The sequence below is a fragment of the Mesorhizobium sp. L48C026A00 genome, from assembly GCF_000502375.1.
Taxonomy (GTDB): domain Bacteria; phylum Pseudomonadota; class Alphaproteobacteria; order Rhizobiales; family Rhizobiaceae; genus Mesorhizobium; species Mesorhizobium muleiense.
Genome location: NZ_AYWU01000015.1, coordinates 119,454 through 135,048, shown reverse-complemented (window position 1 = coordinate 135,048; position 15,595 = coordinate 119,454). Strand labels below are relative to the sequence as shown.

The following is a 15,595-nucleotide window of genomic DNA, read 5'->3' as shown; positions in this document are numbered from 1 at the left end:
ATGAGCCTGGATAACAGACCGGTCTACACAGGCGGCTGCCAGTGCGGCGCCGTGCGTTTCCGTGTCGAAGGCGCGCTGGGCGACGCCTCCGTCTGTCATTGTCGCATGTGCCAGAAAGCAAGCGGCAATTTCTACCTGCCGCTGGTGTCGGTGCGTGGCGCAAAACTCGACTGGACGCGCGGCGTGCCCAAACGCTTTCGTTCCTCCAACGCCGCCTGGCGCGGTTTTTGCGCCGATTGCGGCACGCCGCTGACTTTCGAGGCGCCCGACGGCATCGCACTCGCCATCGCGGCCTTCGACCATGCGGAGGAGATCGCGCCGACCATCCAGTGGGGCACCGAAGCAAAACTCCCCTATGTCGATCACATCCACGAATTGCCTGGCGAGGAGACGATGGCCGATGTTTCGTCGTCCTCCTATCTCGCCGATCTCGTTTCTTACCAGCACCCCGACCACGACACCGAACAATGGCCGCCGGAGGAAAGATCATGACCGAAACCGTTCGAACCGGCGGCTGCCAGTGCGGCGCCGTGCGTTTCCGCATTCGTGGGGCGCTTGGACGCCCTTCCATCTGCCATTGCCGCATGTGCCAGAAACAGTTCGGTTCCTTCTTCGGCGCGCTGGTGACGGTGCCGAAGGACGGTGTCGAATGGGTGCGCGAGGAGCCGAGCTATTTCCAGTCGTCGGTCAACATCGATCGCGGCTTTTGCAGCCGCTGCGGCACGCCGTTGACCTACAGGCAGCCTGGCGGGCTTGAGATCGCCATCGGCGCCTTTGACGATCGCTCCGACCTCGCACCGCAGATCCAGATCAACTATGCCGCCCGGCTGCCTTGGGTGGAGAAGATCTTCGACGCGCCGGTCCATGACGATCCTGACTACTACACCCGGCAGGAATCGATCATCTCCTTCCAGCATCCGGATCACGAGACGGCCAATTGGCCGCAGCAGGGCCTGAAATTATGAGCAATGACCTGCGCACCCTCTATCCGGAGATCGAGGCCTTCGACTCAGGCATGCTCGATGTCGGCGATGGCCATCAGGTCTATTGGGAGCGTTCCGGCACCAGGGGCGCCAAGCCGGCCGTGTTCCTGCATGGCGGACCGGGCGGCACCATTTCGCCAAAGCACCGACGGCTGTTCGATCCGAAGCTTTACGATGTCATCCTGTTCGACCAGCGCGGCTGCGGGAAGTCGACGCCCAACGCCTCGCTCGAGGCCAACACTACCTGGCATCTGGTCGCCGACATCGAGCGCCTGCGCGACATGTGCAGCTTCGACAAATGGCTGGTGTTCGGCGGCTCGTGGGGCTCGACCCTGGCGCTGGCTTATGCCGAGACGCACCCCGAGCGGGTCAGCGAACTGGTCGTGCGCGGCATCTACACACTGACGCGCGCGGAGCTCGAATGGTATTATCAGTTCGGCGTCTCGGAAATGTTTCCCGACAAATGGGAGCGCTTCCTGGCGCCGATCCCCGAGGGCGAGCGCGGCGACATGATGGCCGCCTATCGCAAGCGGCTGGTCGGCAGCGACCGCAAGGCGCAGGTCGAGGCCGCCCGCGCCTGGAGCCTGTGGGAAGGCGAGACGATCACGCTGTTGCCCGATCCGGAAACCAGCAGCCGGTTTGGCGAAGACGATTACGCCGTCGCCTTCGCCCGCATCGAGAACCATTATTTCGTCCATGCTGGCTGGCTTGAGGAAGGGCAGCTGCTGCGTGATGCCTTCAAGCTGAAGGACATCCCCGGCACCATCGTCCATGGCCGCTACGACATGCCGTGCCCGGCGCGCTATGCCTGGGCGCTGCACAAGGCATGGCCGAAGGCGGACTTCCATCTGGTCGAGGGCGCCGGCCATGCCTATTCGGAGCCGGGCATCCTCGACCGGCTGATCCGGGCGACGGATAAGTTTGCGGGGAAATGATCATGGGCCGCGAGCGCCTCTATCTCTTCGACACCACACTGCGCGATGGCCAGCAGACGCCGGGCATCGACTTTTCGGTCGAGGACAAGATCGCCATCGCCGGGCTGCTCGACGGGTTCGGCGTCGATTATATCGAAGGCGGCTATCCCGGCGCAAATCCGACCGACACGGCCTTCTTTGCCAAGCACCGCACGGCCACCGCCAAATTCGTCGCCTTCGGCATGACCAAGCGGGCAGGGGTGTCGACCTCGAACGATCCAGGCCTTGCCGCATTGGTCCAGTCGAAGTCGGACGCCATCTGCTTTGTCGCCAAGAGCTGGGACTACCATGTCCGCGTTGCGCTGGGCTGCACCAACCAAGAAAACCTCGAGGCGATCAAGGCGTCGGTCGAGGCGGCGGTTGCTGCCGGGAAGGAAGCACTGGTCGACTGCGAGCATTTCTTCGACGGCTTCAAGGCCAATCCCGATTATGCGCTGGCTTGCGCCAGGACCGCTTACGACGCCGGCGCGCGCTGGGTGGTGCTGTGCGACACCAATGGCGGCACGCAGCCGTCGGAAGTGCGCGCCATCGTCGAGAAGATCATCGAGGCAGGCATACCGGGGGACCATCTCGGCATCCATGCCCATGACGACACCGGCCAGGCGGTGGCAAATTCGCTGGCCGCCGTCGAGGCCGGCGTGCGCCAGATCCAGGGCACGCTGAACGGCATCGGCGAGCGCTGCGGCAACGCCAATCTGATCTCGATCGTGCCGACGCTGGCGCTGAAGCCGGCCTTTTCCAACCGCTTCGAGACAGGCATCTCGGCCGAAGCATTGGCCGGCATATCGCGCCTGTCCCGCGCCTTCGACGAATTGCTGAACCGCGCGCCGGAAGCGCAGGCGCCCTATGTCGGCGCTTCCGCCTTCGCCACCAAGGCCGGCATCCATGCCTCGGCGCTGGCCAAGGAGCCGGCCACTTACGAGCATGTGCCGCCGGAAGCGGTCGGCAACCGCCGCCGGGTCATGGTCTCGGACCAGGGCGGCAAGGCCAATTTCCTCGCCGAGTTGAAACGGCGCGGCATCGAAATGCCGAAAGACGACCACCGGCTGGACGCGCTGATATCAGTGGTCAAGGAGCGCGAGGCCGAGGGCTATGCCTATGAAGGCGCCGATGCCAGCTTCGAGCTGCTGGCGCGCAAGATCCTGCACGGCCTGCCGGAATTCTTCAGCGTCACCTCGTTCCGCTGCATGGTCGAGCGCCGCTTCGACGCCAATGGCCAGCTGAAGACGGTCTCAGAGGCGATCGTCAAGGTGCTGGTCGATGGCGAGGAGAAGATGTCGGTGGCGGAAGGGCACGGCCCGGTCAACGCGCTCGACATCGCGCTGCGCAAGGATCTCGGAAAATTTCAGAACGAGATCGCCGACCTCGAGCTCGCCGACTTCAAGGTGCGTATCCTCAATGGCGGCACCGAGGCGATCACGCGCGTGCTGATCGAATCGCACGATGCAACCGGCGCCCGCTGGTGGACGGTCGGCGTCTCAGAAAACATCATCGACGCTTCATTCCAGGCGCTGATGGATTCGATCGTCTACAAGCTGATGAAGAACCGCGAGATGGCCGGGCTGGTCGCGGCGGAGTAGGATTGAACCATCAGCGAAAGTCCATTGATCCATCAGAACTTTGCGATGGTCTTGGCCCGGCGGCTGGCGCATAGCGTCGGGCCATGGCCATGGATGCAATTCAGCTCGAAGCAGACTCAAAGGCCCGGCGTGGATTCCTGCTGGCGCTGGGCGCCTATCTCCTGTGGGGGTTGCTGCCCTTCTATATGAAGGCGGTCGCACATCTGCCGCTGGCCGAAGTCATCGCGCACCGCATCGTCTGGTCGGTGCCCATCGCGGCGGCCGTTTTGATCTGGGCCGGCCGCACGGCGGATTTCAAAGCGGCGTTGCGTTCGCCGCGCATCATTTCCATGGCGGCGCTGACGGCGGCGCTGATTTCGGTCAACTGGGGCATCTATGTCTGGGCCATCGCGGTCGACCGTACCATCGAGACCGCGCTTGGCTACTACATCAACCCGCTTGTCAGCGTCGTTGTCGGCGCGCTGCTGCTCAGCGAACGGCTCGACCGGCTGCAAATCGCGGCGGTGGTGCTGGCGGCCATCGCGGTCGCGGTGCTGACGATCGACGCCGGCAAGCTGCCCTGGGTGTCGCTGGTGCTGGCGTTTTCCTTCGCCGCCTACGCCTTCTTCCGCAAGACGCTGCCGATCGGTCCCAGCCAGGGTTTCTTGCTTGAAGTGCTTTTGCTGTCGGTGCCGGCGCTCGGCTACATCATCTTCCTCATCGTCACCGGGCAGGACCATTTCGTCTCCAGTTCCCTGAACGATACCGCACTGCTGATCGGCTGCGGCCCGGTCACCGCCATACCGCTGCTGCTGTTTGGCTTCGGGGCCAAGCTGCTGCGTCTCTCCACCATCGGCATCATGCAGTATATCGCGCCGACCATTGTGTTCCTGATCGCCGTGCTGATTTTCGGCGAACCCTTCGGCAGCACCCAGGCCATCGCCTTCGGCCTGATCTGGGCGGCGCTGGCGATCTATTCCTGGTCGATGTTCCGCGGCCGCGAGATCCGGCCGGCAATGCGTTAGAGCGAGGATTTTCGATGTACGTGCTGCACATAGCAAACAAGAATTATTCCTCGTGGTCGCTGCGGCCATGGGTGCTGATGCGGACATTGGACGTCGCCTTCGAGGAGCGGCTGACACCGTTTCCGACCGGATCGAGTTGGAGCCTCTACCGGCCGTTCTCGCCCAGCGGCCTCGTACCGTGCCTGATTGACGACGGCTGGGCAGTCTGGGATTCGCTCGGCATCACCGAATATCTGGCCGAGCGCCACGCTGGCGTCTGGCCTGCCGAGCCGAAGGCGCGAGCCTGGGCGCGGTCGGCAGCGGCCGAAATGCATTCGAGCTTCACCGCCTTGCGCGGCTCCTGTCCGATGAACTGCGGTGTCCGCGTCGCGCCGGTGCCGATGTCGGATGCGCTGAAGCACGACCTTTTTCGCCTCGGCGATCTCTGGGACGACGGGCTTCGCCGCTTCGGCGGACCGTTCCTGGCTGGCGATCGCTTCACTGCCGTTGACGCCTTCTTTGCCCCGGTGGCGTTTAGGGTTCAGTCCTACGGACTGTCCTTCGAGGGCGCGGCTGCCACCTATCCGGCGCGATTGCTGGCTCTGCCGGCGATGCGCGAATGGTACGCGGCAGCCCTTGCAGAGGAGTGGCGCGAGCCGAACCACGAAGCGGAGGTGCGCGCTGCCGGCACTGTCATCGAGGATTTTCGCGCGACCTTGTAACAGTTGCCGCTACATCCCGCGCCCCAGCCGCCTGACGAACAGATAGACGACCACCGCGACGGCGAGCGATATCGCCGACGCCACCCAAAAGCCCACCGGCGTGTCGACCAGCGGCAGCCCGCCGACATTCATGCCGAACAGGCCTGAGACGATCGTCATCGGCAACAGCACCGCGGTCATCACCGACAGCATGTAAAGCAACTGGTTCGACTGCGTCGTCAGCTTGGCCATCAGCTCGTCCTGCAAGAGCCGGGCGCGGGCCTGCAATTGCTCGCCGTCGTGATGCAACGTATGGGCGCGGTGCGAAAGCCATGCCGCCATGTCGTTGATTGCGTCCGGCAGGTCATTGCGATGCGAATGGTCGAGATGGCGGAACAGGCTGGTCAGCGTCGCCATCTGCTCGATGGATCACCACCAGTTGCCGGCGCGCATCGACCAGCGCCTGCAGCTCATTGTGCCATGCATCGCAGACGATGCGGTCCTCGATGCCATCGAGCGTGTCGCCAAGGCCAGCGAGTTCCGTCGTCATGCCGTCGAGCGACTGGCCCATGACAGCCTCGATCAGTTCGGCCGGAGAGCGGAACTTTCGCGATCCGTTGTCGATCGCCTTGCGGATTTTGTCGACCGATTGCAGCGGTTGCTTGCGGCCGCCGATCAGCATCGTGTCGTTGAAGGCGAAGCGGAAATGGCCAAGCCCGCGCGCCTCCGCCGAATAGTCGTGGCGCAGGTCCGGCAAATCGCCGTACAGCCAGTCGCCCTCGAGGTCGCTATGGCAGCCATGGCCGGCCGACAGGAAGGCATCGCGCACCGGCGGCGGCAAGCCGGCTCGGTGGCGATCTCGTGGCGCGCGCGCATGTCGGAAACCTGGTAGCTGCGCCATGTCCAGTGTGTGGTGGTCGCGTCTTTGGTTCTCGTGCCTTCGGCGGCGAAGTGATAGACGAAGAACAGCCCGTGCTCGTCCGGCAGGTAAGGCGACAGATCGCTGCCGTCTGGATTGAGAGGGATGTTCATGATCGCGTCGCCAGTCTCTCGAATACGCCGCGTGGCGGCGACCTAGACTGTGATTATTAGCACGGGCGAACCGTTTTCGTGTGACTGTTTTGACGGTCATCCGAGGCGGCGTACCAACGCCGTTGTTTGGAGCCAGTTTGGAATAATACGTCGTTGACTCGCGTTTGCGTAAAGAGCACGACGCAATCCATGCGGAGGACGTCCGATGCATGCCGGCTTCCCACGAAGCCTACTCATAGCGGTATTGGGAGCCGTCATTGCCGGCTGCGCTGGCTTTTCGGCGCAGAAAACGGGGGCAATAATCGGCTATGGCCCCAACCCAACCTTACCGAAACCAAGACCGACGCTGATCCCGACCGTCAACATCGCCGAGGCGAAAGGCTGGCAGAAAGGTGGTATGCCGACCCCGGCGAACGGGCTGACGGTGAACCCCTACGCCACCGGCCTCGACCATCCGCGCTGGCTGCACGTGCTTCCGAACGGGGACGTGCTGGTTGCCGAAACCAATGCCCCTGCCAAGCATGACGAAGGCTTCAGCCTTAGAAAGGTCTTTATGGACCTGGCTATGAAGCGCGCCGGGGCCGCGACCAAAAGCGCCAACCGCATCACGCTCCTGCGCGACACCAATGGCGACGGCATTGCGGATGTGCGCAGGACGTTCGCAGAAGGCCTCAATTCTCCCTTTGGTATGACGCTGTCCAAAGGCATTCTCTATGTAGCGAACACCGACGCGCTTGTCGCTTTCCCCTACTCCAATGGCCAGACCCGAGCCACAACGCCGCCGGAAAAGATCGTCGACTTACCGGCCGGAGATCTCAACCATCATTGGACCAAGGATGTGATCGCAAGTCCGGATGGACGCAAGCTCTATGTCACCGTCGGCTCCAACAGTAACGTTGGAGAAAACGGCATGGCCGCGGAGAAGAACCGCGCCGCCGTCCTTGAAGTGGACCGGTCGACCCGCCGTACCCGGGTCTTCGCGTCAGGGCTGCGCAACCCGAACGGGCTCTCCTGGAACCCTGAAACCGGCAAGCTTTGGGTCGCCGTGAACGAGCGTGACGAGATCGGCGACGATCTTGTGCCGGACTATATGACCTCGGTTCGTGACGGCGCTTTTTACGGCTGGCCCTACAGCTATTTCGGACAGAACGTCGACGAACGCGTCAAGCCGCAGCGCCCCGGTCTCGTGGCTAGGGCGGTCAAGCCCGACTACGCGCTGGGTTCCCATACCGCCTCGCTGGGACTGACCTTCTCCAAAGGGGCGTCGCTCGGCCCAGCCTACGGCAACGGCGCGTTCGTTGGTCAGCACGGCTCGTGGAACAGAAGTGTGCTCAGCGGTTACAAGGTGATCTTCGTGCCGTTCCGCGGTGGTAAACCGAGCGGTCCCCCGAAAGATGTGCTCGCTGGCTTCGTCGGGCGTGACGGCAGGGCGATGGGCCGTCCGGTCGGCGTTGCTATCGATCAGAGCGGCGCACTGCTCGTCGCCGACGATGTCGGCAATGTCATCTGGCGGGTCAGTAGGGCAGTAGGGCAGTAGGGCAGTAGGGCAGTAGGGCAGTAGGGCAGTAGGGCAGTAGGGCAGCGCCTCATGAGCGCGGCATGCACTACATACTCCCCTATACCCTAAAGCTTGTCGATCACCGACTGCACGCCTTCGGTCGGTGCGTCGACCGACGATCCCGCGACCATGATGGCAGCGACGATCGCTTCCGGATCGTCGACCACCAGCGGCCTGACCCGCTGCGCGGTGTGGATGAAGCCTTCGGCCATCATATGGTCGAGCAGCGCCAGCATCGGGTCCCAGAATCCTCCAACGTTGCCGAAGACGATCGGCTTGCGATGATGGCCGAGCTGGCCCCAGGTCATGATCTCGATGATTTCCTCGACAGTGCCTATGCCGCCCGGAAGCGCCACAAACGCGTCGGATTTCTCGAACATCGTTTGTTTGCGCTCGTGCATGTTTTCGGTGATGACGAGCTCGTCAAGTCGGTCAAGCGCGGTTTCGGTGGCCTCCCTGTTGATCAGGAAGCGCGGAATGATCCCCGTCACCTTGCCGCCGGCCCGCATTGCGCCCTCGGCGACGGCTCCCATGATGCCCCTGGTGCCGCCGCCATAGATCAGACGCAGGCCGGACTTGGCGATCGAACGCCCAAGCAGGTGTCCGGCCTTGGCATAGGTTACATCGCGGCCCGGCGACGAGCCGCAATAGACGCAGATGGATCGAATCGTGTTCATGACATGATTGGTGATTGGGTCTTTATTCGCGGTCAAGCCCGGGCGGGTTTTTTCTTGTCGGCCCCGTTTATTCGTGTCGGGCCCTTTTCTTGTCGGCCCCCCTTGTTCTTGTCGCCTTGGGCAAAACAGGCTAGACCGCATTAGGTGGCTAAGGGCAGGGAAATATGGCAATTAATCCTTTGAAGGCGTTTTTGTTCGTCGTCGGCGGCTCCGTCGCCGCGGCGGGAACCGCCTATGTGTCGGGCGCGCTCGATCCGTATCTCACTCGCACGCCGCCGGCGGAAGTGGCATCGCTGACGCCGCCGGTGGAGACGCCAGCCGAACCAGTGACCGATGCACCGCCGCCGCCGGCGCCTGCCGCTGGTGCGATGGCACCGGCAGCGCCGGCCACGGCCGATGCGATTGCGCCGACTTTCGACATCGTTCGGGTCGAGATCAAGGGCTCTATTGTCGTCGCCGGCAAAGCCGCACCCAACGCCAAGGTCGAGATTCTCAACGGTTCGACGGTTCTCGGCTCGACGGTCGCCGGTGCCGATGGCGCTTTTGCCATCGTTCTCGATGATGCGCTGAAACCCGGCGATTACACGATCGCGCTGCGCTCGATGACCGGCAATGTCGTGACCCCCTCGGCGCAGACGGCTATCGTCTCGATTCCCAAGAGTCCTGCTGGCCAGGTGCTGGCGATGATCGAGGAGCCGGGCAAGGCCTCCGAATTGCTCACCGTTCCTACACCCGAGACAAAGCCTGAATCGCCGCCTGCCGGCGACAAGGCGGCCGTCCCGGCTTCCGAGGACTCCGCTGCCGAGGACCCCGCTGCCGCAGCACCAGCCCCAGCCGCACCGGCTGCCACGGCGCCGGCCACCGTCGAAGCCGTCCCCGCGCCCGCTCCGGGCGGGCCGGCCGCACCAGCGACACCAGCTGCAGGGCCAAAGGTCGTCGTCGAAGCGATCGAGATCGACGGCAACAAGATCTTCGTCGCCGGCCTCGCCGACCCCGGCCGCAAGGTGCGCGCCTATGCCAACGATATCTTGCTCGGCGACGCGAAGACTTCGCCCGACGGCCATTTCCTGGTCGAGGCGACGCGCGACATTCCGGTCGGCACCTACACGATCCACGTCGACGCGCTCGATGCCGACGGGGTCAAGGTGGTGGCCCGTGCCGCCGTGCCGTTCGAGCGCGAGCCGGGCGAGTCGATCGCCGCCGTGGCGCCTGCCGAGGCAAAGCCGGCCGCGCCGACAACCACGCCTGCGGCGCCCGCGGCCGAGGCGCCAGCCGATANATGGCGGCTGCGACGCCCCCGACCGGAGTGCCCGAGACGGCGGCGCCGAAGCTCGAACACGCCGACAGCGCCGTTATCATCCGCCGCCGCGATACGCTGTGGCGGATTTCGCGGCGCGTCTACGGCCAAGGCGTTCGCTACTCGACCATCTACCTCGCCAATCAGGATCAGATCAGGAATCCCGACCGCATCTGGCCGGGGCAGGTGTTCAAGGTCCCCGGAAAATCGCAGGAAGGCGAAGCCGCCAACCTCAAGGCGATGGGCGACCAGATGACGACGGCCCCGACAAAGGCCAACTAGAAATCCTTTTCTTCTCTAGCGGGCTCTTGCGGAAAGTTCATTCATCGTCTATCGCCGATAGACGATGAACGCTCCCTTGACCGAGAAGACCTGCGGCTTCGCCGACAGCCAGGCCGTCGCCGCAAAGCTCGCCGCGCTTTCGCATCCGGCCCGGATCGAAATTCTCCGGCACCTTTCGGCCAGCCACTCCTGCTGCTGCCGCGAGGTCGTCGACCATCTCGACCTGGCGCAGTCCACCGTTTCGCAGCACCTGAAGATATTGGTCGATGCCGGGCTCGTCCGCTACCAGCCGGATCGGCAACGCTCGCGCTATGAAGTCGACAGCGATGCGCTCGAAGATGTTTCCACGTCGCTGGCCGCTCTGGTCAATTCGTGCTGCTCCGGCCGCTAGACCATCATCCCGAACCGAAGGACCGTGTCAGCGAAAAGTGGAAGCCGGTTTTCGGAAAAGATCGTGGTCAAGCAATAAGAAATACGAAAAGGCGATAAAATGGCCGAAAAAACCGTCTCCGCCGATTCTGGCTCGACCTTCAAGACATTGCGCAATCTTTGGCCCTATATGTGGCCGGCCGACCGCGCCGATTTGCGGGCGCGGGTGGTGTGGGCGACGGTGCTTCTGGTCGTCGCCAAGCTGACGCTGGTTGCCGGTCCCTACTTCTTCAAATGGGCGACCGATGCGCTGGCTGGTGACGCCAAGTCGGCGCCGCCGCTGCCGGCCTTCATGCTGGCGCCAGTCATGCTGGTCATCGCCTACAATGTCGTGCGGCTGGTGCAGCTCGGTTTCAACCAGCTGCGCGACGCGCTGTTTGCCCGCGTCGGCCAATATGCGGTGCGCCAGCTCGCCTTCCGCACTTTCGTCCACATGCATCAATTGTCACTGCGCTTCCATCTCGAGCGCCGAACCGGCGGCCTGTCCCGCATCATCGAGCGCGGCACCAAGGGCATCGAGACGATCGTCCGCTTCACCGTGCTCAACACATTGCCGACCATCCTCGAATTCGCGCTGACAGCCGGCATATTCGCGGTCACCTATGGCTGGAAGTACGTGGCTGTGGTGGCGGTGACGGTCTGCCTCTATATCTGGTTCACCATCAGGGCGAGCGACTGGCGCATCGTCATTCGCCGCGACATGAACGACAGCGACACCGATGCCAGCACCAAGGCGATCGACTCGCTGCTCAATTTCGAAACGGTCAAGTATTTCAACAACGAGGGCATGGAAGCCGAGCGCTTCGACCGTTCGATGGCGCGCTACGAGACCGCCGCCACCCGGATATGGACCTCGCTCGGCTGGCTGAACTTCGGCCAGGGCGTCATCTTCGGTCTCGGCACGGTTATCGTCATGTGCCTTTCGGCGCTGGAGGTGCAGGCCGGCACGCAGACGGTTGGCGACTTCGTCTTCATCAACGCCATGCTGATCCAGCTTTCGGTGCCACTAAACTTCATCGGCTTCATCTATCGCGAAATCCGCCAGGGCCTGACCGACATCGAGCAGATGTTCGATCTGCTCGATGTGCCGCAGGAGATCGTCGACAAGCCGGGGGCCAAGCCGCTGGTCGTCGGCTCCGGCAAAGTCGAGTTCCGCGACGTGCAGTTTTCCTACGATCCCAACCGCAAGATCCTGAAAGGCATCAGCTTCGAAGTGCCGGCCGGCAAGACGGTTGCCATTGTCGGGCCATCGGGCGCCGGCAAGTCGACCATTTCGCGGCTGCTGTTCCGCTTTTACGACATCCAGGGCGGCAAGATTCTGATCGACGGCCAGGACATTCGCGACGTGACTCAGCAGAGCTTGCGCGCGGCGATCGGCATGGTGCCGCAGGACACCGTGCTGTTCAACGACACCATCGCCTACAACATCCGCTACGGCCGCGTCGATGCCAGCGAGGAGGATGTGCGCAAGGCGGCAGAACTCGCCCAGATCGGACCGTTCATCGAGCGGCTGCCCGACGGCTACCGTTCGATGGTCGGAGAGCGCGGACTGAAACTGTCCGGCGGTGAGAAGCAGCGCGTGGCAATCGCCCGCACCATTTTGAAGGCGCCGCCGATCCTGATGCTCGACGAGGCGACCTCGGCTCTCGACAGCCATACCGAACAGGAGATCCAGGCGGCACTCGACCTCGTCAGCAAGGGTCGCACCACCATCGTCATCGCCCACCGGCTGTCGACGGTGATTTCGGCCGACGAGATCATCGTGCTGCAGGACGGCCAGATCGCCGAGCGCGGCACGCATGCCGCCTTGATGCGCAAGGCCGGCCTGTACGCGTCGATGTGGGATCGCCAGCGTGAGGCAACCGAGGCCGAGGAGCGGTTGCGCATTGCTCGCGAGCGCGACGAGTTCGGCGTTGTCGTCCGCCGCCGCCCCTCCGAGGTGTCGTAGCCCCTACGGCCAGCCAGCGCCCGGCGCGGAAGCTTCGATGCTGAGCACCTGGCCGGTGCGCGCATCGCTGATCATGTGCTCGAAGCCGCGCCATTCGGCGGCGACGATGAACAGCGACTTGCCGTCGGCGCCACCGAGCATGCAGGCAAAGCAGCCGCGATCTGCATCGACGCTGTCGAGCATCGCCCCGCCCTCGCGCACCCGCACGCAGTGCCGGTTGGGGACGTCGGCATACCAGATGGCGCCTTCGGCATCGAGGCAGATGCCGTCGGGAAAGCCGTTGCCGAGGTCGGCCCATCGCCGCCGGTTGGCAAGGCTGCCATCGGCGGCGATGTCGAACGCGGTCAGCCTGTTGGCGTGGGACTCGGCGACGATCAACGTCTTGTTGTCCGGCGACACCGCCATCCCATTGGCGAAGGCGATCTTGTCCGCCACCTGCCGCACTGACCCGTCCGGTGCAATCAGCACGATGGTGCCGGGGCCGAAATGCTGGCCGGAAACCGGCGCTGGCCCGCCGCCATTGACGTAGATGTTGCCGCGCCCGTCGACGACGATCTCGTTCCAGGCGTTCCCTGAGAGGTGTCGCAGATCGGCGTGGGTGACCAGCGTCCCGTCTGCTTCCTGCCGCAGCACCAAGCCCTCACGCCCGCAGACGACGACCAGGCGACCGTCCGGCAGCCAGTCGACCGAATAGGGCAGGGTGGCCGGCACGGTGAGCATGACCTCACTGTTGCCGTCGGCATCGACGGCGATGATCTGGCCGGTTCCCCAGTTGCAGATCCAAAGCCTGCCATCATGCCAGCGCGGCGATTCGCCGAACGCCAGACCGTTCATCACGACCCGCGCTTTCTTTGCTGCTGATTTCCGTGACAGCATTTGTTGCCTCCAGCTTTCGTTCGGTGGGCGCTTTGACAAGGCCCGTATCTCCAAGGACGCATGAGGCCGGTTCGCCCCGACACCAGTCATGCTTTTTTGGACAGGCTCATTGGACCGCTTCCAACGCCCGCGATCGGCTAATGCGGACGAGAACGCCGGATCCGGCGTTCCCTCATTGTCGCGTTGCGGCCACAGGGTGTTTCCGCTATTGAGGCCGGACCTGAAACTAGGCTGTTTCCATTCCATGGACCTCGTCGACACGATCAAGAAAACGTTGGTTCCGATCCATCGCGAAGGCTATCCGTTTATCGCCGCCTTCGCAGCGGTGACGCTTTTCCTCGGCTATTTCTCTTCGATCCTGTTCTGGGTCTGCCTCATCCTGACGGCCTGGTGCGTCTATTTCTTCCGCGATCCGGAGCGCGTCACGCCGGTCGACGACCGGCTGGTGGTGAGCCCGGCCGACGGCATCATCACGGCGGTCGGTCCGGCAGTGCCACCGCGCGAACTTGGCCTCGGGGGCGGCGAGATGACCCGCATCTCGGTGTTCATGGACGTCTTCTCCTGCCACGTGAACCGGGCTCCGGTGCGCGGCCGCATCACAAGGATAGAGCATCGGCCCGGCCAGTTCCTCAACGCCGCACTTGACAAGGCGAGTGCCGACAACGAGCGCAATGGCCTGGTCATCGACAGCCCGAACGGCACGGTGGCCGCGGTGCAGATCGCCGGGCTGGTGGCGCGGCGCATCGTCTGCTGGGCCGAGACCGGCGGCACGATCGGCATCGGCGAGCGCTTCGGGCTGATCCGCTTCGGCTCGCGCGTCGATGTGTTCCTGCCGTCGACCGCAACGCCGCGTGTCGCCGTCGGCCAGACTGCGGTCGGCGGTGAAACCATACTGGCCGAATTCGGCGGCGTTGCCGCAACGCCGCTCGTGCGGGTGTCCTGAGCCGTGGGCGCGCCGTTCAAAAAATTCGAGGCGCATGGCAGCGGCGGCCCGCGCATCCGTGAAATTCCGATGCGCATGGTGCTGCCCAATCTTGTCACAGTGCTCGCCATCTGCGCCGGCCTCTCGGGCATCCGCTTCGGCTTCGAAGGCCGTTTCGAGCCGGCAGTGGTGATGGTGCTGCTGGCCGCCTTCCTCGACGGCATCGACGGCCGTCTGGCACGCATGCTGAAGGCGACGTCCAAATTCGGCGCGCAGATGGATTCGCTGGCCGACATCGTCAATTTCGGCGTAGCACCCGCGCTGGTGCTCTATGCCTTCCTGCTCGACCAGGCCGGCTCGCCGGGCTGGATTGCCGCGCTGCTGTTCACCATCGCCTGCGGGCTGAGACTCGCTCGCTACAACGTGCTCGACGAAGAAACTGATCGCCCGCAGTGGCAGACCGAGTATTTCGTCGGCGTGCCGGCGCCGGCGGGCGCCGTGCTGGTGATGCTGCCGCTTTACCTGTACTTCCTGCGGCTTGGTGTGGAGCCGTCCCGCCCTGCCGCCTTCATCGCCGCCGGTTTCACCGTTCTGATAGCCTTCCTGCTGGTCAGCCGGCTGCCGGTCTATTCCGGAAAAAGCCTGAAAGTCCCGGGCGACAAGGTGCTGCCGATCATCCTCGGTGTCGTCCTCTACATCCTGCTGTTGATGACCTATCCCTGGTACACGCTGACGGCGTCGGTTGCCGGCTATCTGCTCTTCCTGCCGCTCAGCATCCGCGCCTATTCCAGGCGCGCCAAGCGCGAAGGCGAGAAGGTGCCGCCTTCGGACTTCGGCTGACAGATCTGTCGCCAATTCGCTGATAGTTCAATTAGTTCAAGTCGGACGCATCCCGCTCTAGCGGAACCTGCCGGCGTCTTGACCGTTCTGACTCAGCGGGCGAGGCGAGCGACGTCGCGAACGCCTCGCTATCAGCCTTGAAGCTGCTGTCCCAGGCCCAGGAGCTTAAAGAAGAGTGAGGAGAAATGGCTGTCGTCCTCATTGGCGCGTTGCTCATTGTCGCTGGCGTTGTGTACATGGCCGGCGCAGCCCTTTGGCGTGGGCGGCTCAGCGATCCGGCGCCTGCTCGCGCGGCGCCGGATCGCTCGACGCCAAATCTTGCAACGCCAGGCCCGACACTTGAGCCGCGGCGGCGCGGCCTCGGTTTCCTCGGCCTGTCGCAGAACTGGCCGGGCCTGCTGATGATGGCGGTCGGGTTCATCCTGCTGTTGTCGGTGGTGGTCCTCTAATGCATGTCGCCCAAAAGCATGCCCTCGGGCCTGACCCGAAGGTGCGCAGCGGTTTTGGGACAAC

General features: G+C 63.8%; 16 protein-coding genes and 1 pseudogene. 13 read left to right on the top strand and 4 right to left on the bottom strand.

Going from position 1 to position 15,595, the window contains the following annotated elements:
* The 6 genes from X738_RS65025 to X738_RS65000 all read left to right on the top strand — a co-directional run bounded on the left by X738_RS65025 (position 1) and on the right by X738_RS65000 (position 5,242).
* Entirely contained in the window at positions 1–492 is a 492-nt protein-coding gene (locus X738_RS65025; RefSeq protein ID WP_023800739.1) for a GFA family protein, read from the top strand.
* On the top strand, positions 489–965 hold the full coding sequence (locus X738_RS65020; RefSeq protein WP_023800738.1) for a GFA family protein: 477 nt from the start codon (positions 489–491) through the stop codon (positions 963–965). The genes X738_RS65025 and X738_RS65020 overlap by 4 nt, the downstream gene beginning before the upstream one ends.
* On the top strand, positions 962–1,918 hold the full coding sequence (gene pip, locus X738_RS65015) for a prolyl aminopeptidase (protein WP_023800737.1): 957 nt from the start codon (positions 962–964) through the stop codon (positions 1,916–1,918). Before X738_RS65020 ends, pip begins: the two co-directional genes overlap by 4 nt.
* Before the next feature lie 2 nt (positions 1,919–1,920).
* A complete protein-coding gene (gene cimA / locus X738_RS65010; RefSeq protein WP_023800736.1) occupies positions 1,921–3,537 on the top strand; it encodes a citramalate synthase in 1,617 nt (538 codons plus the stop codon).
* 83 nt (positions 3,538–3,620) lie between these two features.
* Positions 3,621–4,541, top strand: coding sequence for an EamA family transporter RarD (gene rarD, locus X738_RS65005; RefSeq protein ID WP_023800735.1), 921 nt, complete (start codon positions 3,621–3,623; stop codon positions 4,539–4,541).
* A 14-nt stretch (positions 4,542–4,555) separates the two neighbouring features.
* Positions 4,556–5,242: a glutathione S-transferase family protein gene (locus X738_RS65000; protein ID WP_023800734.1), complete on the top strand. Its 687-nt coding sequence runs from the start codon at positions 4,556–4,558 to the stop codon at positions 5,240–5,242.
* A 9-nt stretch (positions 5,243–5,251) separates the two neighbouring features.
* On the opposite strand, the gene X738_RS88430 is transcribed toward X738_RS65000, so the two are convergent.
* Both X738_RS88430 and X738_RS88425 read right to left on the bottom strand, forming a co-directional pair.
* Entirely contained in the window at positions 5,252–5,638 is a 387-nt protein-coding gene (locus X738_RS88430) for a CorA family divalent cation transporter (protein ID WP_280809503.1), read from the bottom strand.
* A complete protein-coding gene (locus X738_RS88425) occupies positions 5,586–6,062 on the bottom strand; it encodes a CorA family divalent cation transporter (RefSeq protein ID WP_280809501.1) in 477 nt (158 codons plus the stop codon). Before X738_RS88425 ends, X738_RS88430 begins: the two co-directional genes overlap by 53 nt.
* Before the next feature lie 396 nt (positions 6,063–6,458).
* Here X738_RS88425 and X738_RS64990 point away from each other — a divergent pair, with 396 nt between their 5' ends.
* The gene (locus X738_RS64990) at positions 6,459–7,790 is read left to right on the top strand and encodes a PQQ-dependent sugar dehydrogenase (protein WP_023800733.1); all 1,332 of its coding nucleotides are present in this window, start codon (positions 6,459–6,461) and stop codon (positions 7,788–7,790) included.
* Between the two features lie 86 nt (positions 7,791–7,876).
* Here X738_RS64990 and X738_RS64985 read toward each other — a convergent pair whose 3' ends face one another.
* Positions 7,877–8,488, bottom strand: coding sequence for a TIGR00730 family Rossman fold protein (locus X738_RS64985; RefSeq protein ID WP_023800732.1), 612 nt, complete (start codon positions 8,486–8,488; stop codon positions 7,877–7,879).
* A gap of 164 nt (positions 8,489–8,652) precedes the next feature.
* Between X738_RS64985 and X738_RS64980 the strand changes: the two are divergent.
* The 3 genes and pseudogenes from X738_RS64980 (at position 8,653) to X738_RS64970 (ending at position 12,444) form a co-directional block, all read left to right on the top strand.
* A pseudogene (locus tag X738_RS64980) lies at positions 8,653–10,067 on the top strand (Ig-like domain-containing protein).
* A 64-nt stretch (positions 10,068–10,131) separates the two neighbouring features.
* On the top strand, positions 10,132–10,458 hold the full coding sequence (locus X738_RS64975) for an ArsR/SmtB family transcription factor (protein WP_023800731.1): 327 nt from the start codon (positions 10,132–10,134) through the stop codon (positions 10,456–10,458).
* A gap of 99 nt (positions 10,459–10,557) precedes the next feature.
* The gene (locus X738_RS64970; RefSeq protein ID WP_023800730.1) at positions 10,558–12,444 is read left to right on the top strand and encodes an ABCB family ABC transporter ATP-binding protein/permease; all 1,887 of its coding nucleotides are present in this window, start codon (positions 10,558–10,560) and stop codon (positions 12,442–12,444) included.
* Between the two features lie 3 nt (positions 12,445–12,447).
* Here X738_RS64970 and X738_RS64965 read toward each other — a convergent pair whose 3' ends face one another.
* Positions 12,448–13,320 carry an SMP-30/gluconolactonase/LRE family protein gene (locus X738_RS64965; protein WP_023800729.1) on the bottom strand — a complete coding sequence of 291 codons (873 nt, stop codon included), beginning with the start codon at positions 13,318–13,320 and terminating at the stop codon, positions 12,448–12,450.
* Between the two features lie 244 nt (positions 13,321–13,564).
* On the opposite strand from X738_RS64965, the gene X738_RS64960 reads away from it, so the two are divergent.
* The 3 genes from X738_RS64960 to X738_RS64950 all read left to right on the top strand — a co-directional run bounded on the left by X738_RS64960 (position 13,565) and on the right by X738_RS64950 (position 15,531).
* Positions 13,565–14,263: a phosphatidylserine decarboxylase gene (locus X738_RS64960; RefSeq protein WP_023800728.1), complete on the top strand. Its 699-nt coding sequence runs from the start codon at positions 13,565–13,567 to the stop codon at positions 14,261–14,263.
* Between the two features lie 3 nt (positions 14,264–14,266).
* The gene (locus X738_RS64955; RefSeq protein WP_023800727.1) at positions 14,267–15,082 is read left to right on the top strand and encodes a CDP-alcohol phosphatidyltransferase family protein; all 816 of its coding nucleotides are present in this window, start codon (positions 14,267–14,269) and stop codon (positions 15,080–15,082) included.
* A 185-nt stretch (positions 15,083–15,267) separates the two neighbouring features.
* Positions 15,268–15,531 (top strand): hypothetical protein, encoded by a 264-nt coding sequence (locus tag X738_RS64950; protein ID WP_023800726.1) that lies wholly within the window; start codon positions 15,268–15,270, stop codon positions 15,529–15,531.
* Positions 15,532–15,595 lie beyond the last annotated feature (64 nt).

Coding starts and splice junctions, on each gene's coding strand:
- X738_RS65025 (WP_023800739.1), top strand. CDS start 1: ATGAGCCTGGATAACAGACCGGTCTACACAGGCGGCTGCCAGTGCGGC.
- X738_RS65020 (WP_023800738.1), top strand. CDS start 489: ATGACCGAAACCGTTCGAACCGGCGGCTGCCAGTGCGGCGCCGTGCGT.
- pip (WP_023800737.1), top strand. CDS start 962: ATGAGCAATGACCTGCGCACCCTCTATCCGGAGATCGAGGCCTTCGAC.
- cimA (WP_023800736.1), top strand. CDS start 1,921: ATGGGCCGCGAGCGCCTCTATCTCTTCGACACCACACTGCGCGATGGC.
- rarD (WP_023800735.1), top strand. CDS start 3,621: ATGGCCATGGATGCAATTCAGCTCGAAGCAGACTCAAAGGCCCGGCGT.
- X738_RS65000 (WP_023800734.1), top strand. CDS start 4,556: ATGTACGTGCTGCACATAGCAAACAAGAATTATTCCTCGTGGTCGCTG.
- X738_RS88430 (WP_280809503.1), bottom strand. CDS start 5,638: ATGGCGACGCTGACCAGCCTGTTCCGCCATCTCGACCATTCGCATCGC.
- X738_RS64990 (WP_023800733.1), top strand. CDS start 6,459: ATGCATGCCGGCTTCCCACGAAGCCTACTCATAGCGGTATTGGGAGCC.
- X738_RS64985 (WP_023800732.1), bottom strand. CDS start 8,488: ATGAACACGATTCGATCCATCTGCGTCTATTGCGGCTCGTCGCCGGGC.
- X738_RS64975 (WP_023800731.1), top strand. CDS start 10,132: ATGAACGCTCCCTTGACCGAGAAGACCTGCGGCTTCGCCGACAGCCAG.
- X738_RS64970 (WP_023800730.1), top strand. CDS start 10,558: ATGGCCGAAAAAACCGTCTCCGCCGATTCTGGCTCGACCTTCAAGACA.
- X738_RS64965 (WP_023800729.1), bottom strand. CDS start 13,320: ATGCTGTCACGGAAATCAGCAGCAAAGAAAGCGCGGGTCGTGATGAAC.
- X738_RS64960 (WP_023800728.1), top strand. CDS start 13,565: ATGGACCTCGTCGACACGATCAAGAAAACGTTGGTTCCGATCCATCGC.
- X738_RS64950 (WP_023800726.1), top strand. CDS start 15,268: ATGGCTGTCGTCCTCATTGGCGCGTTGCTCATTGTCGCTGGCGTTGTG.